Here is a 22,861-nt window from a genome sequence, read left to right on the forward strand (position 1 = left end):
AATGAGTGGCGAGCTAGAGAACCTTCGCCTCCTCGGCCAGAAGGCGCACCGTCTCGGCCACGGCCACAGGCGCCTCGCCCGCGACGATGCGGCCGCCGCAGCGGCCCGGCTTCAGCTCCCGGGAGACGACGGTCACCGTTGTCGGTTTGGACGCCGCGGCGAAGTCGGCCACGGGACGCACCTCGGCGCCACGGCGCCGCGCCTGCATGACGTCGCGCACCGAGGGGTAGCGCGGCTCGGCTAGTCCCTGCTGGGCGGCCACGACGGCGGGCAGAGGAAGCCGCGCGGTCTCCACGCCGTCGTCCACCTCGCATTCCGCGACGATAGTGCCGCCTTCCACGGAAAGACCCGTGGCCATGTTCGCCAAAGGGAGCCTCATGATGGCCGCCATGCGCCCCATGACCTGGGCCGCCGCCGTATCTCCCGACTTCCAGCCGCCCATGACGAGGTCGGCGCCCATCGTGGAGGCCGCCTCGGCGAGCAGGGCCGCGGCCTGGGCGGCGTCGCGGGCCGTCCACTGCTCGTCCTCGATGAGCACGGCCGCATCGGCGCCCATGGCCAGCCCGTGGCGCACGGCCGCGAGGCAATCCTGAGAGCCAAGCGTCAGCAAGGTAACGGTGCCACCCAACTCTTCTTTCAGCTGCACAGCGCGCTCCACGGCGAACTCGCTGTAGGGATCGATGACCATGGTCTGGCCCATTAGCTCCACCTCTCCGGCCCCGTCAAGCGCTATGACGGCCTCGGTGTCCACCACCTGCTTCACGCAAACGACGATGTTCATCTCATCCCTTTCACCCGTATACGGTCTCTTAAGGGTAATTTTACGGAAGGTTTCCAGGGCGCAACACCACTACTCCCCCGCTTTTGTCCGCACTATACGGACGCATCTTTCCATCTGTCCCAAAATGGACAAAGCCCCGATCGTCCGCAATGGGACAGATCAGGGCTTTCTGGGAGTTATTGGAAGTTCTTATGCCCTTATAAGGGACGTTCTGTCCCTCAGGGCGCGGCTTGCGCCCGCAACCAATGGCCGCCAGAGCGCGGCTCGGCCGAGCGACCCGGCCTACTGGGCCGCGTGCAGCTCGGCGTAGCGCTTGACGAGGGCCTCGTTCACGCAGGGCGGCACGAACTGGGACACATCCCCGCCGAGCGAGGCGATCTCGCGCACGATGGAAGACGACAGGTACATGTGCTGCGGCGTCGACATGATGAACAGCGTCTCCAGCTCCTTGTCCAGCTGGTAGTTGAGCGCCGTCATCTGGAACTCGTACTCGAAGTCGGTGATGGCGCGCAGCCCCTTCACCACGGCCTGGGCGCCCATGCGGCGGGCGAAGTCGACGAGCAGCTCGTCGAAGGGCTCGACGCGCACGTTGGGCAAATCGCACGTGACCTCCTTCACAAGGGCCACTCGCTCCTCGAGGGAGAAGAGCGGCTTTTTCTTCGCAGAAACAGCCACGGCAACGATGACCTCGTCGACAAGCTGGGCGGCACGGCTGATAACGTCGAGATGTCCGGCGGTGATGGGGTCGAAAGTGCCGGGGGTAAGCGCACGTTTCACGGCGGCTCCCTTTCTCTTAACGGCGGCCGCGCAAGGCGGCTCGAACGACTTGGCTCCGACGCGCGTGGACATCGGATGGTAGCGGCTCCGACGCGCGGGCGCGCCAGATGCTCCTTGGAAGTTTACACGATGCGCAGCGCCTCTTCTCCCAGGATTCGAAAAAGGGCCGGCGCACCGCTCGAGAGCCATTGTAGAAAAGACCGCTGTGGCATTATATAGACATATTCGAAAATCTGTCCCATTAATTCGTCTAAAATACGATCAATCTTACCAATACTTGTCTAATAGCATCCCAATTCATCGGATTCATTGATAGAATAGTCCCAGAGAAGAGATACCACTTGAATCATTGGAAGAATAGAGGCGGCCATGCAAGTACACGTCATCCATGAAATCGACTGCTCCGTCGAGCGGATCGATCCCGCCGTCGTCGAGGCCTTCCTCGACACCGAGCTCTCCGACGATCCCATGCTCGCCGACTCCATCTGCGCCATGGCCGACGCCATGAGCGCCGAGCTGCATCCGCGCGGGGTCTACAAGCTGTTCAACCCCGCCATCTGCACCCTGCCGCCGAAGTACACCGAACCGGCCATCAAGCTCGTGGGCACGCTCGCGGTGCTCTACGGCAGCGCCGCCTACGAGCGCATGAGCGAGGCGGAGCACACGGCCATGGCGGTCTCCACCATCGGCACCGACGAGGAGATCGCCTGCCTTCGCGAGCGCCTCGTGAAAAGCGACATGGACGCTCTGCTCTTCGACGCCTGCCTGGAAGCCATGGCCTCCTTGGCCGCGGACAAGCTCGCCGAGGCCGTCGCCGACGACGCCCACGAGCGCGGCCTGCACCGCGGCAGCACCTTGGAGACCGGCGTCGAGGACTTCCCCCTCACCATGAACACGACGCTCGCCTTCTTCACCCAAACCGAGAAGCGCTTGGGGCTCACCGCCGCCGAGGACGGCACGCCGTCGGATCGCTGGAGCACCTGGGGCGTCATCGGCCTGTACAACGAGACCCAGAAGAAGCGCCGAGGCTGCGCCTACTGCCACAACGTGCGCACCTGCACCATCCGCAAAATCGGCATGACCTGCCACGGCCGCCGCACCCGCAAGAAGGCAAAGCCCACCCCTTCCGCTGACCAGCAGTAATCGACCTCACGAACCTTAAAGGGCACCGACAGGTGCCCTTTTTCCGCATCTCATTTCACTGGTTCAAAGCACTCGGGATGCTGCTCGCCGCCCTCTGCGCGCGCTCCGGAAGGTGCTGATCGACGACCTCTGCGCGCCTCCAGGAGACGTCGCTCACCGCCCCCCTGCGCGCTCCGGAAGGTGCTGCTCGCCGACCTCTGCGCGCCCTCCGGAGAACGCGGCCGTTAAGAAATAGCTTCCACCTCAGCAGCAACGATGCCGGGACGGTACCGACTGATGTGCGTCATCTTCGCTATTTCTTTTGCCGCGTTCGCAGGAGGAAAAAGCGCGCAGCGGGCGGCGAGCAGCACCTTCCGGAGCGCTTCCCCCAGGTCGATTCCAAGCAAAAAAGAGGGACCCGCATGCGCAGGTCCCTTCCATCCGAGTTGTATCGCAGGAGCGATTTAGATGGTCCAGAGGTAATCCGGATCCTCGGCAGCCTTGGCGTACTCCTTGAGGATGCCGCGGCCGGAGATGTGCACCATGATCTCGACGGTGCCGCCACCGATCTGGAAGCCGCGGCAGTCGAGCATGAGGCGGGAGACGCGGGTCTCGTCGGTGAAGCCGAGGCCGCCCATGAGCTGCAGGGCGCGGGAGCAGCAGTCGGTGAGCGCCGGGGCGCCGTAGCGCTTCAGCATTGCGGCGTCGTTGTTCACCGGGATGCCGTTGTCCATCTTCCAGCAGGTGCGGTACAGGAAGTTACGGGTGTTGGTGAGCTCGATCTGCATCTCGACGATATGCTCCTGCACGAGCTGGAAGGTCTTGATGCCCTTGCCGAACTGCTGGCGCTCGTTGGTCCAGGCGCAGGCGTCGTCCATGGCGGCCTGGGCCTCGCCGAGCAGCTCCGCCAGAAGCACGCAGCGCTCCCACTCGAAGTTCTTCATGAGCTGCAGGAAGCCCTTGCCCTCGATGCCGAGCAGCGCCGACTCGTCAACCACGACGTCGTCGAAGATGACCTTGGAGAAGGGCATGATCTGCATGCCGATCTTGTTCAAGGGCTCGATGGTCACGCCCTTGGCGTTGGCCGGCACGAGATACATGGACATCTGCTTGTTCTCGGGAGAGGGATCCTCGTTCTTGCACACCACGATGAAGCCGTCGGAGTTCTCGCCGGAGGTCACCCAGGTCTTGGTGCCGTTGATGTGGATCTTGCCGTCCTTCTTGGTGGCCGTCGTCGTCATGTACTGGTTGGCGGAGCCGGCCTCGGGCTCGGAGATGGCCAGGCAGTACGGCGGGTAGCCGTTCTCCTTGTAGTAGTCCACGGCGTACTGGATCTGCTCGGGGGTGCCGAACTCGACCATGTCGAACATGATGAGCAGGTTGGGAGCCATGGGGATGTTGCCGCCGCAGTGGTTCAGCTCTTCGATGATCATGGCCATGGTCTGATGGTCGACGGGCTTTCCACCGTACTCCTCGGGCAGGCCGTACATTCCCCAACCGTCGTCGACCCACGCCTTGGCGATCTCGGGGGCGATGCCGCGGTTCTTATAGCCGGCGGCGATGGCCTCCTCGGTCAGGTGCTTCTTGCCCCACTCGCGGATGCCGCGCTTGATCTCGAGCTGCTGCTGGGAATAGCTGAAATCCATTTCTTCCTCCTTTAAGGAACGTTGCCTTTATTCAAAACGCCTGCGCGTTTGAACCAAATTGAGAAAGCGGGCGCCGCGCCGTTTCAACCCGACGCCCGCAACCGGGGATAAGCCCGATTTAGATGGCCATGGAGGCCTGGTAGCCGCCCTTGACGGCCTCGAGGGTGCGATACACCTTGCCGTCGGGGGTGGTAGCGTCGCCGATGAGTTTCGCGTGCGGCCACACCTTCACGATCTCGTCGTACAGGTCGGTGTTCTGCTCCACGCCGAGGGAGGTCAGCACGGTGTCGCACTCGATGAGCTGCTCCTCGCCGGTCTCGACGTTCTTCACCTTGGCGCCCTTCTTGGTCACCTCGATGAGCTCGGTCAAGGGCATCAGGTGCACGCCCTTCTTCTTGAGCAGGTTGATGGTGGGGTTCTTGTCGATGATGCCGATGCCGTTGCCGAGCTTCTTGGCCGGATCGATCACCCAGATCTCGCGGCCGTCGCACATGGCCTCGGCCACTTCCAGGCCGGCGAAGCCACCGCCCACGACCACCACGCGCTTGCCCACGATGGCGGTCGGGCCGCTCTTCATGTTCAGGCCCATGCGCATGAACCCGACGGTGCCGCCCTGGGCCTTGATGGCCGCCACGGCCGCCTTCCAGATCATGCCCTTGCCCTCGGGGACGATGCCGTTGCACATGGCCTTGATGTCCTCGGACTTCACGACGTTCTTGCCGTCGATGCCGGGCACGTCGATGGGGATGATGCCGCCGCCGGGCGAGACGATGACCTGGTCGGGGTTCAGGGCGCGCAGGGTGTCCACGTCGACCTTGGTGTTCAGCTTGATCTCGATGTTGGGATGAAGCTTCATCTCCTCGTTCCAGTAGGAGACCAAAGGCTCAATGTTGGCATTGAGCACCTGGGCCATGGTCAGCAGGCCGGCGAGCTTGTCGGACTTCTCAAGCACGGTCACCTTGTGCCCGCGCTCGGCCGCCACGCGGGCCGCCTCCAGGCCGCCAGGACCCGCGCCCACGACGGCGATGTGCTGCTTCTCGGTGGCGGGCTTGTCCTGGGGCAGGCCCACTTCCACTCCCTCCCACACGTTCGCGTTCACCGAGCACTGGCAGGGCTTGCCGATGAAGATGTTGTCCAGGCAGCGGGAGCACACGATGCAGGGACGCACCTGCTCCGGACGGCCCTCCTCCACCTTGCGGGCGGTGTCGGGATCGGCGATGAACTGGCGCGCCATGCCGACCGCGTCGCCGTAGCCCTCGGTGACGACCTTCTCGCACATATCGAGCGTATTGATGCGGGTGCCGGGGAATACCGGCTTGGAGGTGACGGTCTTCACCTGCTTCGCGAGGTCGATGAACTCGCCCTCGGGCACGATCTGGTTGGCCACGGGGCGGGGCGCCTCGTGGAAGCCGGCCTGCACGGACCAGGCGTCAACGCCGTGGGCCTCGATGATCGGGATGAGCTCGAGGGTGTCGGCGATGCGGTTGCCGTCGGGCATGAGGTCGTCGGCGGAGATGCGCACGAGAATCGGCATGTCGTCGCCGCAGGTCTTGTGAATCTCGTCGATGATCTCGCAGAGGAAGCGGGCGCGGTTCTCGGCCGATCCGCCGTACTCGTCGGTGCGGTGGTTGGAGTACTTGGAAAGGAAGCGCATCACCATGTAGCCGATGCCCGCGTGGATCTCGATGATGTCGATGCCGGCATCCTTGCAGCGGCGGGCGGCCTGGCCGTACTGCTTGACGACCTCGGCGATCTCCTCTTTGGTGTACTCGCGCTCGGGCATGCCCACGAACGGGCCGGAGGGCACGTCCTTGGAAGGAGCGTAGGACAAAAGCGGATCGTCGCCAGAGGCACGCCACTCGTAGCACAGCTGCAGCTGGGCGGCAACCTTGGATCCGTGCTTGTGGCACACCTCGGCGATGCGCTGGAAGCCGGGGATGAACTCATCGTCCCAGCATCCGCAGGCGCCGGTGGTCGTGTGGTACTTCGGCTCGGTGCCGAAGCAGTCGCACACGTAGCACGACCCGATCTCGATCAGACCGGCATGGCCCTTTGCGCGCTGCTCGTAAAAGTCCACCAAGTCGTCGGTCACGTGGTAGTTGTCCACCTTCTCGATGGTCATCGGCAGCATCACGAAACGGTTGCGCAGCTCGACATTGCCGATCTTAAACGGCTCCACCAGTTTCTGGTACTTCGCCACGGCTAAACTCCTTTCAATTTCTTCCCCACAGGTTTCAAGGGTATTAGGTATGATTTCAAGCTTTTGACCATGTTGCCTTCTCATGATCCTCGCATTTGGAAATCTCTACCCAATTTGACTTGCTTTGTCCGCCTTTCGAAGCGCCGACCGAGCTGAAGTCTCCTCGTGACTCTTATTCTACGGAGATTGTTTTGCTTTACGATGGACAGATTTATCTATCTGTGTAGTACTTCATAGGCAAATCTTCATCATCCATAGGCATTTGCCGCATAAGTAGCCGTTTTGACCCCGTTAAATAGGCGCAACTAACCGAGTCATCGGCATTTCCATTGCACATTTTGATTTATCTGTCCCATATTTCTTCGAAAGATCCTATAATGAGCGCAACGGAAGAGAATTGAAGGAGGAACCCATGAACGCGCTTTCCACCATGTTGCTCATCTCCGACGCCTTCGTGGAGCTGTGCGACGAGATGCCCCTGCGCAAGGTGTCCATCAGCGATATCGTCGAGCGCACGGGGAAGAACCGCAAGACCTTCTACTACCACTTCGAGAACAAGGACCGCCTCATCATCTGGATCTTCCGCTACGACATGGGCCAGTGCCTAAAGCAGCACTTCTCCGAGTCGGTGCTCCTCTACGACGACGACCCGGAGGATCCCGCCTCGCGCTTCCCCTACTATATTACCCAGAAGTCCGGCGTGCGCTCGCTCGACCACGCCGAGTTCTTCCAGTGCTTCGCCGAGGTGCTGGAGGGGCGCCGCAACTTCTACCGCCAGGCGCTCGTGGACAACGGCCCCTACTCGCTGCGCAACTACCTGTACGCGCTGTACCTTGAGGCCATGAAGCGGGACATCGACATCATTTTGTCCAACCGCTACCTGCCGAAGGACAACATCGACTTTCTGGCCGAGTTCTACACCTGTGCCTTCCTCTACTACTACATCCGCCGCTGCGACGCCCGCGGCGTCGAGTCCATCGGCGGTCAGGCCGGCCCCTTCGCCAACATCATCCACAGCTCCCTCGAAAACGAGATCAAGGAAGCCCAGATGCGGCGCAATTTGTAGAAGTAGGCCCCTTCCATAGCTTTTGCCTATTTTCCATTGGAAATTTTAGGGCGGTTTCTATTGGACGAACCTCAAGACGGGCTGTCAAACTGTTCACCAGGGTATACGCGCCCGCGCGCGACGGCGCGGACGCACGATCACGAGGAGGCTTTATGGGCAAGTTGACCGACGAGGAGTTCCGCGATTTCCTGAAGACCTGCCGCGAGCTGGCGGAGGGCCCCTTCGAGGAGATGCAGCGCGAGGTGGAGGTCACCAACAAGTTCCCGCAGGAGTTCATCGACCTGGCCCGCGAGAACAACCTGTACCGCTACGCGCTGCCCGAGGAGTACGGCGGATGGGGCTTCACCGAGAAGGAGATCCTGCAGGTGCAGGAGGAGTTCTCCCGGGGCCCGGGCGGCATGCGCATGCACCTGCACTACGCCGCCGACCTGAACTGGCGCATCCTGGACGACTACGGTTGCGACGAGTTGAAGGCCGCCTACATGGACAAATTTGCCGACAAGACCATCTTCACCTGCTTCGCGCTCACCGAGCAGACTGGCGGCACCGGCGCCGACGTGCACACCACGGCCACCAAGGACGCCGAGGGCAACTATATCTTAAACGGCGAGAAATGGCTCATCTCTCACACCGACGTGGCCCAGTTCGCCTACGTCATCGCCGTGACCGACCCGGACAAGGAGGGCGACGAGCGCCTCTCCGCCTTCTTCGTGCCCATGGACGCCGAGGGCTTCGAGCTCGTGGACATGCCGCATATGATGGGCTGCCGCGGCGCGGGGCACGCCGGCTTCAAGATGACCGACGTGAAGCTCGAGCCGAAGTACCTGCTCGGCAAGGAAGGCCAGGGCATGGAAGTGGCCATGCACTCGCTGGCCATCTCCCGCGTGCACATCGCCGACTCGAACCTCGGCATGTGCCAGCGCATGCTGGAGATGTCGCTGGCCCGGGCGCGCGACCGCGTGACCTTCGGTAAGACCATCAACACGCGCCAGGCCATCAAGATGAAGCTGGCCGACATGGCCACGGCCACCCACGCCCTGCGCTGCATGATCATCGACTTCGCCGAGGACTACGACCGCGACCCGCACAACCCCTACATCGCCGAGAAGGCGGCCATGTGCAAGCTGTTCTCCATCGAAGCGGTGAAGAAGGTCTCCGACGAGATGCTGGAGATCTTCGGCGGCGACGGCTACTTCGAGGACTCCCCCTACGGCCCCACCGAGCGCCTCTACCGCGACTGCCGGGCGCTGTGGCTGGAGGAGGGCTCTCCCACCATCCAGCGCATCACCATCGCCCGCGAGCTGGAGCGGCACGACGGCGTCGTGGAATACCCCGCCCTCGACTGGATCGCCGGCACCGACCTGTAAGCACCGAACGGCAGCCATCCCCCTTCACGAGCAAGGCCCTGCGACGCAAATCGCAGGGCCTTTTGCATGAAGACGATTGCTAGATCCGATTTCCCCGTAGGGGCTGACCTTGGTCAGCCCTCCCCTGGTAAGTTAAATTCGCTTGAGGAGGGGCGACCAAGGTCGCCCCCTACGGGATCGGTCAGGACAAGGCGATGGAACCGGCCTACCCGAAGCGGTACTCCACGCCCATGGTGGGCTGCGGGTTCTCCCACTTCCTCACGATGGTGCCCTCGCAGGCGATGCGGCAGGTGCCGCACTCCAGGCAGCCGGCGTAGTCGAAGCTCGTCGCGCCGTCCTCCCCGATCTTGTAAAGGGCGGCCGGGCACACCCGCACGAGCTTCTTGAACTCCTCGATGTCCGGGTCTTCCGCAAGCTCGATGTGGGCATTCTCCTCGTCCACCTCGTACTTGTTCACAGCGATCAGCTCGTCGACGTTCACGGTAATCGGTGCGATCTGGCTCACAGCGCGCTCACCGCCTTCCTCACCTCGTTGGCGGTCTTGAAAAGCCCGCGCTTCTTGATAATGGGCATGATGCGCTTGCGCAGGGGCTCCTGCGGGCGCCCGTCCACGCTGAACATGGCGTTGAAGACCTCGGCCGCCATGGTCGGATAGTCGTTGAACATCGCATCCCACTCCTCCATGACATGGGGCCACTTGCGGAAGGTGGCGAGGTCCTTGATGACGAAGGAGTCCTCCATGCGGCGCTTATAGCCGGAAAGCCCCGCCGCACTCACATCTCCCGCGTCGATGGCCTCGACGGCCGCCTCGGCGGCCATGCGACCGCTCGCCACGGCGAAGTCCATGCCGCGCACCTGGTAGCCCATGTTCATGCAGAGGCCGGCCGCCTCGCCGGCCAGAAGCGCCCCGTCGAACACGTACTGGGGCACCATGTCGTAGCCGCCCTCGGGCACCATGTGCCCGGAGTGCTCGACCATCTTGGCGCCCCGAATGATGGGCGCCACCGCCGGGTGGTTCTTGAAGTCCTCCAGCATCTGGTAGACCGGCGTGTCGTTTCCGCCGTCGGCCGCCGTGGAGATGGTGGCCACGAGTCCCAGCGAGATGGAGTCCTTGTTGGTGTACAGGAAGCCGCCGCCCACCTTGCCGTGGGTGCAGTCGCCGACGAACAGCATTGCGGCGCCCTCGCCCTCGGGCAGCAGGAACCGATCCTCGATCACGCCCGCGGGCAGCTCGAACACCTCCTTGATGCCGACGGCCATCTGGTGCGGCGCGGGCCGCGGGTTGCCGAGGCAGCGCTCGGACAGAAGCGTGTTCGTACCCTCGGCCACGATGACGACCTGCGCGGTGATCTCGTCCTCGCCGGCGCGGATGCCGACGACTTTGCCGGCCTCGTCCTTCAAAAGTTCCTCCACGGCGATGCCGCAGATGTACTCGGCGCCGGCCTCCTCAGCCTTCTCCGCCAGCCACTGGTCGAAAGGTCCGCGCAGCACCGAGTAGGAGTCTTTCCCCTTCTCGGCGAGCACCGGGCTTGTGAAGTCGATGGTCATCTCCGAGTCGCTGTTCAGCATGGCGATGCGCTCATGGGTGATCTTGCGCTCCAGGGGCGCCTCGGCCTCGAAGTCCGGGAGCACCTCCTTAAGCGAGTGGCTGTAGATGCGCCCGCCGGTCATGTTCTTGGCGCCGGCGTAGTTGCCGCGCTCCACCACGAGCACGCTCTTGCCGGCCGAGGCCGCCACGTAGGCCGCCACCGCGCCCGCGCACCCGCTGCCGACGACGATGATGTCGAAATCTGCGTCAGACACGCTTCTCTCCTTTCAGATTCTCACTCGGTTCCAAGGGCCGGAGGGCGGCGCCCATGGCCGCGCCGCTCCCTCCTACCTGCAATCGAGAAGGCCTACAGGGCTGCCGTCAGGGCCGGCAGCACGTCTTCGATGTCGCCCACCAGACCCCAGTCGCATTGCTTGAAGACGGGGGCGTTCTTGTCCTTGTTGATGGCGAACACGACGCCGGAGCGGTTGCAGCCCACCATGTGCTGCATCTGGCCGGAGATACCGCAGGCCACATACACCTTCGGCGTGAGCGTGAGGCCGGAGACGCCCACGTAAGTGCTCTGGGGCATCCAGTCGACGCCCTCGGTCAAGGGACGGGAGCAGGCCAGGCCGCCGTCGATCTTGTCGGCCAGAGCGCGGGCCAAATCAAGTTCGGATTCCTCGGCGAACCCGCGGCCGCAGGCCACAACGGCCTCGGCCTTGAACAGGTCGGTGCCGCCCTTCTCGCGCTCGCGGGAGGACACCAGGCGCAGCGGACGGGCCGGCGCGATCCAGGCCACGGTCTCGGCCACGGCGCTGCCCGCAGGCTCGGCGTCAGCGAAGGTGCCAGGGGCCACCGTGTAGAAGGCCACGTCTCCCGCGGCCTTGCGCACGCGCTCGCCCACGCCGCCGAAGTAGAGGCTCAGAGCGCCCCCGTCCTCGAAAGCCGTCACATCGGTGATGGCGGCGGCACCCGCAGCAGCGGCCAAACGTCCCAGCACCGACTTCACATGGCGGGTCGGCTCGGCGAGCACCACAGCGGGCTGCTCTTTCTCGTAGACGGACTGAATGGTGAGGTAGGCATCGTCGGCCACGGCGCCCTCGGGCACCTCGACGATATAGGCGGCATCGGCGGCGTTCTCCGGGGCCTCGCCGAAGGCTACGAGCGCCACCTCGTCGGCGAGAGTGCGGGCGCCGGCTGCCAGCTCGCGGGCGGCCTCGGGATGCTCGGCAATAACCAGTGCTTTCATGTTCATGTCTCCTTATCGGGTCGTGGAATTCGAAGTGTGGGGAGGGACGCCTACAGGGCCGCCTTGAGCGCCGCGGCAAACGCCTCGATGGCGCCGTCGGCGGAAGCGTCAGCCACGTTGCAGGCGCGCTCGGCGGCCTCGGGAGCCGCACAGGAGACGACCTCGACGGCGCTCACGGGAGCTACGGGAGCGCCCTTCACATCCATGGGCTTCTTGCCGGCCGCCAGAATGTCCTTCATGCCGGGGATGCGCGGCGTGGCGACATCGGGCGTCACGGCGATGACGACCGGCAGCGGAACCTCCACTTCCTCCACCACGTCCTCGAGCGTGCGCTCGACGACCATCGAGTCGCCCTCGGCCTTGATGGCCGTCACCGCGTTCACGGAAGGAACTCCAAGACGGGCAGCCAGCTGGACATCGACCTGCTGGGCATATTCATCGGCAGAGCCGTCGCCGCACAGGATGAGATCGAAGTCCCCCTCGCCCACGACCGCGGCCAGCTCCTCGGCCGTGCCGGCGGTATCAAGAGCGGTCAGCGCGTCGTCGGCGACCATGACCAGATCGTCGACCCCGCGGGCGAGCACGTTCTTCTTCAGCTTGGAGTCGTCGATGGAGGCCGCCCCCACCGTCACGGCGGTCACCGTGGAGCCGGGGTTGGCAGCAGCCAGCTGGGCCGCCGCCTCGAGCGCGTTCAAATCGTAGGTCGACACCGTCCCCTTCGCCTTGGAGAAGTCCAGGGTGCCATCGGAGGCCACCTGGATGTCCTGATCGTCGGGAACCACCTTGAATGCCACTGCGATCTTCACTTCTGCACCTTTCTCTTTAAGAACTTCTCTCACGTATCGGTTCGTTTCAAGCGGAGCACCTCGCTGCAGCCGATGGCGCTCCGTTGGTGCCATAGTGCCGCGGCTCGCTTTGGCCGTCATCGCCAAAACCCCGTGAAAGCATCGTTACTCAAAATGTAGTGATGCCCCTCAAGCTGGGTATTCCCTATATACCGCGCCCCTTGCGATGCCCCCGAAAGCCGCCCCGCCTACCATAGATTTTGATGCGAGGGACGCATCGTCTGGCAATCAGTTACCAAGAATCTAGGAGGAACCAATGGTTGACTACTTTGGCACCGACACCGTCGTATCCGAGCTGCGCGATGACGGCCTGCTCATCATCCGCATCAACCGCCCCGAGGTGGCCAACGCCCTGAACGGCGTGACCTCCGCGGCCATGGAAAACATCATGAACCACGCCGAGACCGACAAAGCGGTGCGCGCCATCGTCGTGACCGGCACCGGCAAGGTGTTCTGCGCCGGCGAGGATCTCTCCGAGCTCTCCGAGGGCGGCGAGTGCCAGACGGTCACCGAGCACGGCTTCGGTGGCCTCACTGCGCGTTTGTGCTCCAAGCCGGTCATCTGCGCCTGCAACGGCTCGGCGGCCGGCGGAGGCATGGAGATCGCGCTTTCCTGCGACATGGTGGTAGCCGCCGAGAACGCGAAGTTCGGCTGCACCGAGGTGGGGCTCGGCATCATCGCCTCCACCGGCGGCATCGTGCGCCTCGCCCGCGACATCAACCGCAAGGACTGCATGGAGCTTCTGCTCACCGGCAAGAAGATCAAGGCCCCCGAGGCGAAGGCCCTCGGCCTCATCAACTACGTGGTGCCCGCCGAGGAGGTGCTCGACCGCGCCATCGAGCTGGCCGAGGAGTGCCTGAAGAACGCGCCTCTGGCCCTGAAATGGACGAAGTTCATCGTGCATGCCGCCGACCAGATGTCCGAGGAGGACGCCATGCGCTTCTCCGATGCGGCCTACCGCTTCCTGGAGAAGACCGAGGACGGCATCGAGGGCCCGGCCGCCTTCGTCGAAAAGCGCGCTCCCCACTGGACCGGTCGCTAGGCGAACTGCCCCATAGGCGTTCAGCACATGAAGAGCCCGCCACCGAGGCGGGCTCTTCTGCCGCTTAGAGACTGACGCTCCTTACTTCCCAAACTACGCGTCCTAAACCCTTTCTCGAATCCGTACGGCAAGATCACCATACACCAAGGGGGAGTCTTTCTCCCATGCTGCCGAAGCTCCGCATAAGCAGGAAGAGCCCGTCACTCAGACGGGCTCTTCCATTCTCGAAATTTAAAATCTTCTGCCGATAGCTGGAACCCTGAGAACCAATGCTCTATCTATCGGCGATGCCGCTCGTCTCGGCGAGGGACTTGCCCCGGGTCTCGGGAGCCATGAAGTATGACAGCACAAGCCCCAGCAGCGCGAGCCCCGCCGCCACAAGCATCACCGGGCCCACACCCCAGGCAGTCAAGGCCAAAGGTGTCCCATAGGTGGCCGCGATAGTGCCGATGCGCGAGAATCCGATAGCAATGCCGACGGCCGTCGCGCGCACCTCAGTGGGAAACAGCTCGTTGGGATACAGCCATTGCAAAATACCCGGGCCACCGCTAAAGAATGCGTACAACCCGAAGGCGAGGATGATCACCGCCACCGGCGCCGTGGGCCACAGGCCCAGCACGAGCAGTCCCACCGCCATGAGCGCGAAGCTCATGAGCAGCAAGGGGCGTCGCCCCATGGAATTTAGCCAGAACATGGCCGGAATGGATCCAACGAGGAAGAACAGGCTCACAGCGCTCTCGCCCAAAATGGCCTCATGGCCCTCCCCCAGCCCGAAGGCGGTCATGATCTCAGGTCCGAAGGTGTAGATGGCATACATGGGCACCACCTGGCACAGGATGAACACCCCAAGAAACACCATGCGCTTGAGATACTCGCCGCGCATCAGCGTTGCCAGCGGCGTCTTGTCTGCCGGCTTCGCGGGAGCAAGCTCCACATCGGGACCGAACACACGGTCCATCACGGCTCGAGCCTCGGCAACGCGCCCCTTGCTTGCCAGCCACAGAGGCGATTCGGGAATGTCGTGCCGCCCGATGAGCAGCACCACGCAGGGTACCACGGCGCTGCCGAGCATCCATTTCCATCCGTCTTCCATACCGTAGAGCCCATAGCCCACCACTGCGGCCACGGTGGCTCCCAGATACCACGCCGCCGACACCATGCCCATGGAGATCGACCGATGTTCCTTGGGCGTGAACTCGGCAATGAGCGAAGTCGCGATGGGATAATCGGCGCCTACGAACACGCCGATGAAGAAGCGGGCGGCCACGAGCTGCCAGGCCTCGGCAACGAATACGCTCAGAAGTGAGAACAGCCCGATCGCTACCAGGTCGATGATGAACATCTTCTTGCGACCGATGATGTCGGTGAGGTAGCCCCCGGCGATGGTCCCCGCGAAAATGCCGACGAGCACCGAGGCGCCGATGGCGGCGCTCCAGTCGTCGGTCAGCCCGAACGCCGGCACGATCTGAGTGAGTGCGACGCCGATGAGCGACAGCACGTATCCGTCCAGAAAAGAGCCGCCCGAGGAGAAGAAGGTGATCTTGCGCAGAAACGGCGTCATGGCCACGTCGTCCATGGTCCTCTTCGCCGTTTGGCGCACCTTGCGGGCCACATCCCTGCTGATCTCCTTCGCAGCCGCCGGGACGGGAGGGCTCGCCACCTGCGTCATCGCCTTCACATCGCCTGCCATGACAGCCCTCCTATTCCCATTCGGCGAGACAGGCGCTCAGATACGGCTTGGCCTCGGGCTCATCAGCGTTTACCATGCAGAAGCGGGCCTCGCCCTCGCCCACCTTCCACACCTGGGTGCAAAGGCGCGTGCCCGGCAGCACCGGAGAAGTGAAGCGGCACTTGAAGCGGCGCAGGCGCTCGGGCTGTCCGGGAATGAGCAGCGCGATGAGGTGGCGCATGGCGATGCCGGCCGTGCAGACGCCGTGGTTGATGGGGCGCGCCAGCCCGGTCTGCTCTGTGTAGGCCCAATCGATGTGCTGCTGGTGCCAGTCGCCCATGAGCCGGTAGATGAGGGGCCACTGATAGCCGCACACCTCCTCGTAGGTGAGATCCGGCTCGCGGTCGGGATACTCGACGACGTCCTTCGGGGGCCTCTCGCCGCCGAAGCCCCCGTCGTAGATGCAGCAGTCGTAGGTCTCCACGGTGCACAGATGCACGCCGTCGGCGGAATAGGACTTCCCCACCTGTTTGGAGAGCGACCCGCGGCCCTCCCCGCGATCCCAGATGGCCTCCTGCACGACATAGGTCTCCACATGATCGTTCATCTTGAAGGGCGCATGGAAATAGGCGTCGATTCCATAGTGCAGCGAGCCGCTGTAATCGAAGCCGTAATCCAGCGTGGTCGTCATCTCCTCGTTCACCGTCAGCGGCACGCCGAAGATGGGCAGCACCTTAAGCCGCGGGTTCTCGGCATCGTGCTCGTTCACGTACTCCAGATCGGTCTTTCCGTCCCAGCCGGCGCCGCAGCCGAGCGCGCAGATCTCCAAGTCCTTGAAGGTGTAGTCCCGAACGAACGGGCCGAACGTCCTGCCGACGATTTCCGTTGAGATGGCCATGCTGCATCCTCCTCGTTAATGGGCTTCATATCTAATCAAGAGAGCAGAGCAGCTTCTTCTCCACTTTTCCGACGCTCGTATGGGGCAGCTCGTCCACGATCTCCATGATGGTGGGCACTTTGAAATCGGCTAAGCGGCAAGCAGCGAAGCGCGTAACCTCCTCGACGGTGGCCGCCTGTCCCTGCGCCAGCACGACAAAGGCCTTCACGGCCTGGTCGCGCACCGGATCGTCCACGCCGATGACTGCGCACTCGGCCACGGCGGGGTGCATCGAGAGCACCTCTTCCACCTCGGTCGCCGACACGTTCTCGCCGCCGCGCTTGATCATGTTGCACTTGCGGTCGACGAAGTAGAGCCAGCCCTCCTCGTCGCGGTAGCCCTTGTCGCCGCTGAGGTACCAGCCCTCCTCGCTCACGGTGCGGGCCGTGGCCTCGGGGTCGTCGTAGTAACCCTTCATGAGGCTGATGCCGGGAATTCCCCTCACGGCGATCTCCCCCACCGCGCCGGGTGCCACGGGACGTCCCGCCTCGTCCAGGATCTCCACCTCGTAGCCAAGCCCCGCGCGCCCCACGCTCGGCCAGCGGCGCGGGCCGCACGGCAGATCGGTGAGCGCCCAGCAGATGGACTCCGTCGCGCCGTAGCAATTCTGCAGGCGCACGGAGAAGCGCCGCTCGAAAGCCTCCTTCTCCTCATCGCCGATGGGCAGGTAGTACTGCACCGACCGGACGCGGTGCTCGCGCTCGGCGGCATCAACAGGCTGCATCATGAGCGTGCGGGCCATCATCGCCACCATTTGGATGGCCGTGGCGCCATGCTCGCGCACCTGGCGCCAAAAGTTGCGCGCGCTGTACTTCTCCAGCACGACGAGGCTGGCGCCCGCCGTGAGCACGGGCATGAGCGCCGCCAGCTGGAAGTTCGAGTGGAAGGCGGGCATGGTGGTGAGCATCCGGTCATCGGGCCCTAAGGCGCATTGCCAGTCTCCGTAGTAGCCGGCGAAGAGCATGTTCGCATGGGTGATCTCCACGCCCTTGGGGCACGAGGTGGTGCCGGAGGTAAAGATGATCATGGCCGTGTCCTGGCCGTCCAACGCACACGGATCGTCCAGCGCATCGCCGCACGCGCCCACGCCGGCGTCGAAGTCCACGGCGGCCGCGACGAGTCCCTCTCCGCCGCTGTGGGCGACGAGCACCCGCTCCATGGGATAGATGCGGCGCTCCTCGCAGGTGTTGTTCGGGCACGGGGGCGCGGCCTCGGCGAAGTAATAGCCGAGGCAGTCCGGCTCGCAGATAACCGTGCGGATGCCGCAGCGGTCGAATTGGAAGGCGCACTCGTCGAAGACGAGCTGCATGTTGATGGGCACCGCCACCGCGCCGATCTTCGCCAAGGCGAAGGTGGCCGATACGTACTCCGGCGAGTTGTACAGCTGGATGGCCACGTTGTCGCCTTGCCTCACACCGACGGCCAAAAGGAAGTTGGCCATGCGGTTCACCAGGCAGTCGAACTCGCCGTAGGTGAACGAGCGACGGTGGCCGGCCCGATTCTCGCAGGTCAGAAAAAGATGATCGCCGCGGCTTGCGGACAGCTCGTTCCACAAATCGCGGAGATTCTCATTGCCTACGACGGTCGCCATGGCGTTCGTTCCTTCCCTCGAACTTGTCAGTGGGAGGAAGGCCCGCCCTTCCCCAGCGGGCCTTCCCTGCGCATAGTTGACGCGATGCGCTCGCGCGGACGGCACGGCTACTCAGCACACTTCACAATGCCATCAGCCGCGAATCGGGCAATCTGCTCATCGCTGTAGCCGAGCTTGGTCAGCACGTCCACCGTGTCGCCGCCCTGGGCGGGCATGGGGCGCCAAATGCGACCGGGGTTGTTCTGGAACTTCGGGAAGACGCCAAGCCCATGGAAGGTCTCCCCGTCGGCCGTCTCCCAATCGACCCAGGTGTCGCGCAGGCGCAGGTGCTCCTCCTCGACCAAATCCTCCATGTCGTTGATGACCTGAGCGGCAATGCGATGGGCGGCGAAGTCCTCTTCGATCTCGTACTTGGAATGGGCCAGGCAATACTCCTCGAAGGCGCGCTGGATCTCCTCGGCGTGGGGATTCGACAGCCACAGCCCGCTCGTGTCCTCGGGAATCTCCGGCGTGCCCCACAGATGCCCCAGGCCGATGGTCTCGAGGAAATACTTGTTCTGGTCGACGCCATAAAGGCACACGCCCAAGAAGCCGTCCTTACAGGCGAACTCGCCAATGCCGCAGAGATTCTGGTTGCGCGCACCGGGGCGAGGCCACTTGATGCCCTCGTTCAAGTAGTCCACCAGGTAGTACTGGCCGATAGCCAAAAGCGTCTCGTACATAGCCAAATCGATGGACTCGCCCTTCCCCGACTTCTCAGCCTTGTACAGGGCGGCCAGAGCCGAGCTTGCGATCATGAGCGTGTTGAAGTAGTCGCCGGCATAGGGCCCCGGCAGCATCGGCTGCTCCTCGGTACCGTTCTGCATGATGATCCCGGCATAGGCCATAACCGTCAGATCATAGGCCGCGCGCTTGACCATCTTGGGATCGCCCGTCTGGCCGAAGCCGGACACGTGCACGATGACGAGCTTCGGGTTCACGGCCCACAGCACCTCGTCGGTCAGCCCCTTGCGAGCCCACGTGCCTCCCTTCGACGCCTCCATGAAGATGTCAGCGTCGCGGATCATGTTGAGGAATATCTCGCGACCCTCCTCAGAGAAGTAGTTCAGAGCCACGGAACGCTGGTTGCGGCGCTCGGCCTGCTTGATATAGGCCGTGTCGCGAATGGTGTCGCCGGCGCCGGTGTTCTCGAGCCAGGTGACGTCCGCGCCCCAGTCGGCCATGAGGTCGGCGGCCTTGGGACAAGCCAGCTCAACAGCGGCATAGACCACCTTCACGCCATCAAGCGGACCGTAAGAGGGTTTCTCGGTAGGGATAGCCATTGTTTCTCTCCTTAAATCGTGTTTCTCTCAATACCTCGCTGGTTCGCCCAAGGAAGTTAGGCCTTGTAAGCCTTGCAAGCACCCTTAGAGGTGGCGAGGATCATCATCTCGTCGGTGCCACCGGAGACGCGGTCGACGCGCAGATCGCGCCAGATGCGGTTGATGCGGTGCTCGGAGGCCACGGCGATGCCGCCCATCACCTGCATAGCGTCGTCAGTCACTTCGAAGGAGGCGTTGGCGCAGTAGTACTTGCACATGGCGGCCATGGCCGGGTCGAAGTCGCCGCCGTTGTTGTCGGCCATCCAGGCGGCCTCGTACAGCATGTTACGCATGTTGGTCAGCTTGATGCACATCTCAGTGATCTTCAGCGAGTTCAGCTGGAATCGGCTGATGGGCTTGTCGAAGGCGATGCGGGTGTTGGCGTGCTTCATGGCGTCCTCGAAGGCGCAGATGGCGGTGCCGTAGTCGCAGGCGCCCACGAGCCAACGCTCGAAGTTGAAGTCGGACACGCCGCGCATAAATCCGTTGCCCTCCTTGCCGAAGATGTCGGACTCCTCCAGCTCCACGTTGTCCAGGTACACCTCGCAGCAGCTGTCCATGCGAAGCCCCAGCTTCGGCAGCGGGGAGAGCTTCACGCCCGGCTTGGACATATCGACGAAGAACTCGGTGAACTGCGACTCGTCATCGGCGTTCTTGGCCATGATGACCAGGTACTTCACGCCGGCGGACGAGGTGATGAAGGTCTTGGTGCCGTTCAGGTAGATTTTGCCGTTCTCGCGCTTGTACGTGGTGGCCAGCGCCCCCACATCCGAGCCTGCGCCCGGCTCGGTGCAGGCGGAGTTCCAGATCTGCTCGCCGGAGCCGAGCGTGCTCATGACGGCGTCGATCTGCTCTTGGGTTCCCTCGCGGATAATGGTCTCGAAGCCGGGCAGCTGGTAGAGCACGTAGGTGGGCGCACCGTAGCGGCCGAGCACCTCGTAAACGGCCATCAGCGTCACGCAGGGCTGCTCCAGGCCCAGGCCGCCGTGGGACTCGGGCAGCATGATCTGGTCGAAGCCCAGCTCGCACAGGCCCGCCACCCAGCGCAGGGGGTAGACGTGCTTCTCGTCGCACTCGTGGAAGTAGGTCTCCCAGTTCTCGCTCTCCATGTACTCGCGGTAGCTGTCGACGATAAGCTCCTGCTCGTCGGTGAGTTTGAAGTCCATTCTTCTGTCTCCTTTCAAAGGGTGCTTTGCAAAGGGAACGCGCCCTGCGCGCCCCCGGATTGCCAATAACTAGGCGAGGCCCAAGGTCTCGCGGTAAAAGGTGGCGCCGTGTTCCAGCGCGTCGTTGGCCGCATCGAGCATCTTGGTGTAGTGCAAGAAGGCGTGGATAACGCCCTCGAACAGCTCGAAGCGGAAGGGGGTGCCGTACTGCTCGCAGATGGCGGCCAGGGTGGCCGAGTCGTCGCGCAGCGGGTCGAACTCGGCGGCGGCGATGTAGCAAGCAGGCACATCATGGGTCAGGTCGTTCAAAAACAGGTTCGCGTAGGGCTCCGCCGCAAGGGCCGCGGGATCCTCGGCGTACAGGTTCAGGTAGAACTGCCAGTCCTCCTCGGTGAGGCCGTCCCACGGACCGCCCAGGAGCCGCATGGAGGAAGAGTCGGTCAGGCCGAACCACCCGTAGAACAGAAGCAGGCACTTCACGAAGTCGGCGCCGCCCATCTCCTCGCGCAGATACAGCGTGGCGGCCAGGCCCAGGTGCGCGCCGCCGGAGTCGCCGGCAAAGGCCAGGCGGTCGCCGTCGATGCCCCAGGCCTTCCCCGCCTCGTGCAGGTGCGCGGCCACCGCCGCCGCCTCGCGCACGGCGGAGGGGTACTTCGCCTCCGGGGACAGCCGGTAATCCACGGCCACCACCGGCACGCCGGCGCGCTTCGCCAAGATGCGGCAGATGCGGTCGTGGGTGTCCAAGTTGCCGAGGACGAACCCGCCGCCGTGGACGTAGACGATGGCCGGCGCCGTCGCGCCCTCGGCGATTTCGCAGGGGTAGTAGCGCCGCACACCGATGGCGCCGAAGGAGCCTTCCACCGCATCGTCGACCACACGGTCCATCTCAGGGGCTCCCTCGTTCCACCAGGCGCGGCCGGCCACGTAGTTCTCGCGCATCTGGGCGAAGCCGGCGCTTGTGTCGTTGGCGTCCCCGGCCAGCTCGTCCTCCTTCGCGAGGACGGCGGCCATCTGCGGGCTGATGCGGGCGAGCACGTCAATCTTGTTCGGCATAATAGGATCTCCTTGTCCTTTCCCGAATCCTGCGGTCTTTCCGATTTCCTCGCGTCGCTAGATGGTGGCCTCGCCGCCGGCGATCTCGGTCGCCTCGGCCTCCTCGGTCTTATCAACGGACTCGGCGCCGAAGTGCTTCTTGATGGTGCGGAGCAACATGACGAGGCAGATGCAGCCGATGACGCCGAACATGATCTCGAAACCGAAGATGCTCGTGTAGGCATCGATGCCCTGGGCGTCGATGAGGCCGCCGTACCAGGTGTGGATGAACACGTCGGGCATGAAGCCGACCACGGACAGCACGCCGGCGGCCGTGCCGAAGATGCGCATGGGGATCTTGATCTCCGAGAGCGGAGAGCTTCCGATGGAGAAGGCGCCGTAGGTGGTGAACCCGAACACGACGACCAGGATGGCGGCGACCATGGCCGCGCCCGGATCATGCGGGAAGACGATGAAGCCGAGCAGCACCGCGATGGACAGGATGAAGGCGCCCAGGATGACCTTGGAGGGGCTCTTCAGCTTCGTGGCCAGCCAACCGACCACAGGGCCGGCGATGAGGCCGATGCCGTAGGTGCGGATGAGGCCCACGACGTTCACGAGATTGCCGTCGGCGTTGAAGCACTGGGTGAGGTAGGGCGTGGTATAGGTAGCGCCCTGGTACACGGCGTAGACGCAGAAGTAGGCGACGCAGGCCCAGATGACGCCGGGGTGCTTGACGGCCTCGACGGCCTCCTTCAGGCTGAACAGCTTGGCGTTCTTGTCGATCTCGCCCTTGAAGTCGGGGATGAGGAAGATGGAGGCCACACCGAGCACGGCGATGACCACGGCCAGGAAGATGAGCATGACCTGCACGCCCTGGGCGACATTGGCGATGGCGGCGATGATGCCGGCGTTGATGAGGCCGATGACCAGTCCGGTCACGCCGTAGATGGAGTAGCTGATGCCGATCTTCGAGGCGTACTCGTCCTCCTCGCAGCACAGGCGGATCACCTTGAAGCGGGTGCCCCACCACACGAGGATGGAGGTGATGCCCATGGCTACGAACAGCACGAGGCAGATCTCCACCGACGGCAGCATGGCGTAGATGCCCACGAGCACCGCCGTGGCGAGGAAGCCCACGGTGGCCAGCGTGCGCATGCGGAACTTGTCGGCCACGATACCGGAGGGCAGATAGCAGATCATGGCCGCGATGCCGTAGGCCGACACCATAAGCCCCAGATCGGCGTTCGTGCAGCCGAGCGCCTGCATCAGCGGATCGTAGAACACATTCTTAAGGTACATGGGCGCGTAGATGATGGACGAGCCCATGGAGATGAGCACGACGAGTGCCCACTTGTGAAGCGACGTCAAGTCCTTGTACGTCACTTCCCCCTTGCTCTTTGCAAGCAGCGACATGGTGGTGCTTCCTTTCTCTTCTTCTTATCTCTTATCCCGGCACCGCGCCGAGCCTTAAAGAAT

19 protein-coding genes are annotated in these 22,861 nt (G+C 63.6%); 4 read left to right on the top strand and 15 right to left on the bottom strand.

The window, feature by feature from the left end; translation table 11 throughout:
- Positions 1-13: 13 nt before the first annotated feature.
- Together ACW4QM_RS06240 and coaD are read right to left on the bottom strand one after the other, a co-directional pair.
- Positions 14-781 carry an electron transfer flavoprotein subunit beta/FixA family protein gene (locus ACW4QM_RS06240; protein ID WP_157011517.1) on the bottom strand — a complete coding sequence of 256 codons (768 nt, stop codon included), beginning with the start codon at positions 779-781 and terminating at the stop codon, positions 14-16.
- A gap of 282 nt (positions 782-1,063) precedes the next feature.
- Entirely contained in the window at positions 1,064-1,558 is a 495-nt protein-coding gene (gene coaD, locus ACW4QM_RS06245; RefSeq protein WP_237974301.1) for a pantetheine-phosphate adenylyltransferase, read from the bottom strand.
- Between the two features lie 369 nt (positions 1,559-1,927).
- Between coaD and ACW4QM_RS06250 the strand changes: the two genes are divergently transcribed.
- Positions 1,928-2,701 (top strand): phage tail protein, encoded by a 774-nt coding sequence (locus ACW4QM_RS06250; protein ID WP_157011513.1) that lies wholly within the window; start codon positions 1,928-1,930, stop codon positions 2,699-2,701.
- 443 nt (positions 2,702-3,144) lie between these two features.
- On the opposite strand, the gene ACW4QM_RS06255 is transcribed toward ACW4QM_RS06250, so the two are convergent.
- Entirely contained in the window at positions 3,145-4,326 is a 1,182-nt protein-coding gene (locus ACW4QM_RS06255) for an acyl-CoA dehydrogenase family protein (RefSeq protein ID WP_114539146.1), read from the bottom strand.
- Between the two features lie 118 nt (positions 4,327-4,444).
- Complete coding sequence (locus ACW4QM_RS06260; protein WP_114539147.1) at positions 4,445-6,526, bottom strand: oxidoreductase; 2,082 nt, start codon at positions 6,524-6,526, stop codon at positions 4,445-4,447.
- Positions 6,527-6,938: 412 nt separating this feature from the next.
- Between ACW4QM_RS06260 and ACW4QM_RS06265 the strand changes: the two genes are divergently transcribed.
- The gene (locus ACW4QM_RS06265; protein ID WP_237974302.1) at positions 6,939-7,592 is read left to right on the top strand and encodes a TetR/AcrR family transcriptional regulator; all 654 of its coding nucleotides are present in this window, start codon (positions 6,939-6,941) and stop codon (positions 7,590-7,592) included.
- Positions 7,593-7,744: 152 nt separating this feature from the next.
- Positions 7,745-8,959, top strand: a complete 1,215-nt coding sequence (locus tag ACW4QM_RS06270; RefSeq protein WP_117284790.1) for an acyl-CoA dehydrogenase family protein — start codon at positions 7,745-7,747, stop codon at positions 8,957-8,959.
- Between the two features lie 205 nt (positions 8,960-9,164).
- Here the strand turns inward: ACW4QM_RS06270 and ACW4QM_RS06275 are convergent, their stop codons facing one another.
- The 4 genes from ACW4QM_RS06275 to fixA form a co-directional block, all read right to left on the bottom strand.
- Complete coding sequence (locus ACW4QM_RS06275; protein WP_455798288.1) at positions 9,165-9,464, bottom strand: ferredoxin family protein; 300 nt, start codon at positions 9,462-9,464, stop codon at positions 9,165-9,167.
- On the bottom strand, positions 9,461-10,762 hold the full coding sequence (locus ACW4QM_RS06280; RefSeq protein WP_455798289.1) for an FAD-dependent oxidoreductase: 1,302 nt from the start codon (positions 10,760-10,762) through the stop codon (positions 9,461-9,463). The genes ACW4QM_RS06275 and ACW4QM_RS06280 overlap by 4 nt, the downstream gene beginning before the upstream one ends.
- Positions 10,763-10,854: 92 nt before the next feature.
- Complete coding sequence (locus ACW4QM_RS06285) at positions 10,855-11,739, bottom strand: electron transfer flavoprotein subunit alpha/FixB family protein (RefSeq protein ID WP_330039105.1); 885 nt, start codon at positions 11,737-11,739, stop codon at positions 10,855-10,857.
- Between the two features lie 50 nt (positions 11,740-11,789).
- Entirely contained in the window at positions 11,790-12,545 is a 756-nt protein-coding gene (gene fixA, locus ACW4QM_RS06290; RefSeq protein ID WP_455798290.1) for a putative electron transfer flavoprotein FixA, read from the bottom strand.
- A gap of 295 nt (positions 12,546-12,840) precedes the next feature.
- Between fixA and ACW4QM_RS06295 the strand changes: the two genes are divergently transcribed.
- Entirely contained in the window at positions 12,841-13,626 is a 786-nt protein-coding gene (locus tag ACW4QM_RS06295) for an enoyl-CoA hydratase/isomerase family protein (RefSeq protein ID WP_114539153.1), read from the top strand.
- 274 nt (positions 13,627-13,900) lie between these two features.
- On the opposite strand, the gene ACW4QM_RS06300 is transcribed toward ACW4QM_RS06295, so the two are convergent.
- The 7 genes from ACW4QM_RS06300 to ACW4QM_RS06330 form a co-directional block, all read right to left on the bottom strand.
- Complete coding sequence (locus ACW4QM_RS06300; protein WP_455798291.1) at positions 13,901-15,316, bottom strand: MFS transporter; 1,416 nt, start codon at positions 15,314-15,316, stop codon at positions 13,901-13,903.
- A 10-nt stretch (positions 15,317-15,326) separates the two neighbouring features.
- Positions 15,327-16,193 carry a MaoC/PaaZ C-terminal domain-containing protein gene (locus ACW4QM_RS06305; protein WP_455798292.1) on the bottom strand — a complete coding sequence of 289 codons (867 nt, stop codon included), beginning with the start codon at positions 16,191-16,193 and terminating at the stop codon, positions 15,327-15,329.
- Positions 16,194-16,224: 31 nt separating this feature from the next.
- On the bottom strand, positions 16,225-17,823 hold the full coding sequence (gene caiC / locus ACW4QM_RS06310; protein WP_455798293.1) for a crotonobetaine/carnitine-CoA ligase: 1,599 nt from the start codon (positions 17,821-17,823) through the stop codon (positions 16,225-16,227).
- A 107-nt stretch (positions 17,824-17,930) separates the two neighbouring features.
- Entirely contained in the window at positions 17,931-19,145 is a 1,215-nt protein-coding gene (gene caiB, locus ACW4QM_RS06315; RefSeq protein ID WP_455798294.1) for an L-carnitine CoA-transferase, read from the bottom strand.
- Positions 19,146-19,201: 56 nt separating this feature from the next.
- Positions 19,202-20,350 carry a crotonobetainyl-CoA dehydrogenase gene (gene caiA / locus ACW4QM_RS06320; protein ID WP_455798295.1) on the bottom strand — a complete coding sequence of 383 codons (1,149 nt, stop codon included), beginning with the start codon at positions 20,348-20,350 and terminating at the stop codon, positions 19,202-19,204.
- 69 nt (positions 20,351-20,419) lie between these two features.
- Positions 20,420-21,403: an acetyl esterase gene (gene aes / locus ACW4QM_RS06325; RefSeq protein ID WP_114539159.1), complete on the bottom strand. Its 984-nt coding sequence runs from the start codon at positions 21,401-21,403 to the stop codon at positions 20,420-20,422.
- A 57-nt stretch (positions 21,404-21,460) separates the two neighbouring features.
- Entirely contained in the window at positions 21,461-22,798 is a 1,338-nt protein-coding gene (locus ACW4QM_RS06330) for an MFS transporter (protein WP_455798296.1), read from the bottom strand.
- Between the last annotated feature and the right edge of the window lie 63 nt (positions 22,799-22,861).

Source organism: Adlercreutzia sp. CNCM I-6207 (assembly GCF_977072305.1).

What these genes read in the sequence shown, in the direction of transcription:
- ACW4QM_RS06240 (WP_157011517.1), bottom strand. Translation starts at nt 781, where the DNA reads ATGAACATCGTCGTTTGCGTGAAGCAGGTGGTGGACACCGAGGCCGTC.
- ACW4QM_RS06250 (WP_157011513.1), top strand. Translation starts at nt 1,928, where the DNA reads ATGCAAGTACACGTCATCCATGAAATCGACTGCTCCGTCGAGCGGATC.
- ACW4QM_RS06255 (WP_114539146.1), bottom strand. Translation starts at nt 4,326, where the DNA reads ATGGATTTCAGCTATTCCCAGCAGCAGCTCGAGATCAAGCGCGGCATC.
- ACW4QM_RS06265 (WP_237974302.1), top strand. Translation starts at nt 6,939, where the DNA reads ATGAACGCGCTTTCCACCATGTTGCTCATCTCCGACGCCTTCGTGGAG.
- ACW4QM_RS06270 (WP_117284790.1), top strand. Translation starts at nt 7,745, where the DNA reads ATGGGCAAGTTGACCGACGAGGAGTTCCGCGATTTCCTGAAGACCTGC.
- ACW4QM_RS06285 (WP_330039105.1), bottom strand. Translation starts at nt 11,739, where the DNA reads ATGAAAGCACTGGTTATTGCCGAGCATCCCGAGGCCGCCCGCGAGCTG.
- ACW4QM_RS06295 (WP_114539153.1), top strand. Translation starts at nt 12,841, where the DNA reads ATGGTTGACTACTTTGGCACCGACACCGTCGTATCCGAGCTGCGCGAT.
- ACW4QM_RS06300 (WP_455798291.1), bottom strand. Translation starts at nt 15,316, where the DNA reads ATGGCAGGCGATGTGAAGGCGATGACGCAGGTGGCGAGCCCTCCCGTC.
- ACW4QM_RS06305 (WP_455798292.1), bottom strand. Translation starts at nt 16,193, where the DNA reads ATGGCCATCTCAACGGAAATCGTCGGCAGGACGTTCGGCCCGTTCGTT.
- caiC (WP_455798293.1), bottom strand. Translation starts at nt 17,823, where the DNA reads ATGGCGACCGTCGTAGGCAATGAGAATCTCCGCGATTTGTGGAACGAG.
- caiB (WP_455798294.1), bottom strand. Translation starts at nt 19,145, where the DNA reads ATGGCTATCCCTACCGAGAAACCCTCTTACGGTCCGCTTGATGGCGTG.
- caiA (WP_455798295.1), bottom strand. Translation starts at nt 20,350, where the DNA reads ATGGACTTCAAACTCACCGACGAGCAGGAGCTTATCGTCGACAGCTAC.
- aes (WP_114539159.1), bottom strand. Translation starts at nt 21,403, where the DNA reads ATGCCGAACAAGATTGACGTGCTCGCCCGCATCAGCCCGCAGATGGCC.
- ACW4QM_RS06330 (WP_455798296.1), bottom strand. Translation starts at nt 22,798, where the DNA reads ATGTCGCTGCTTGCAAAGAGCAAGGGGGAAGTGACGTACAAGGACTTG.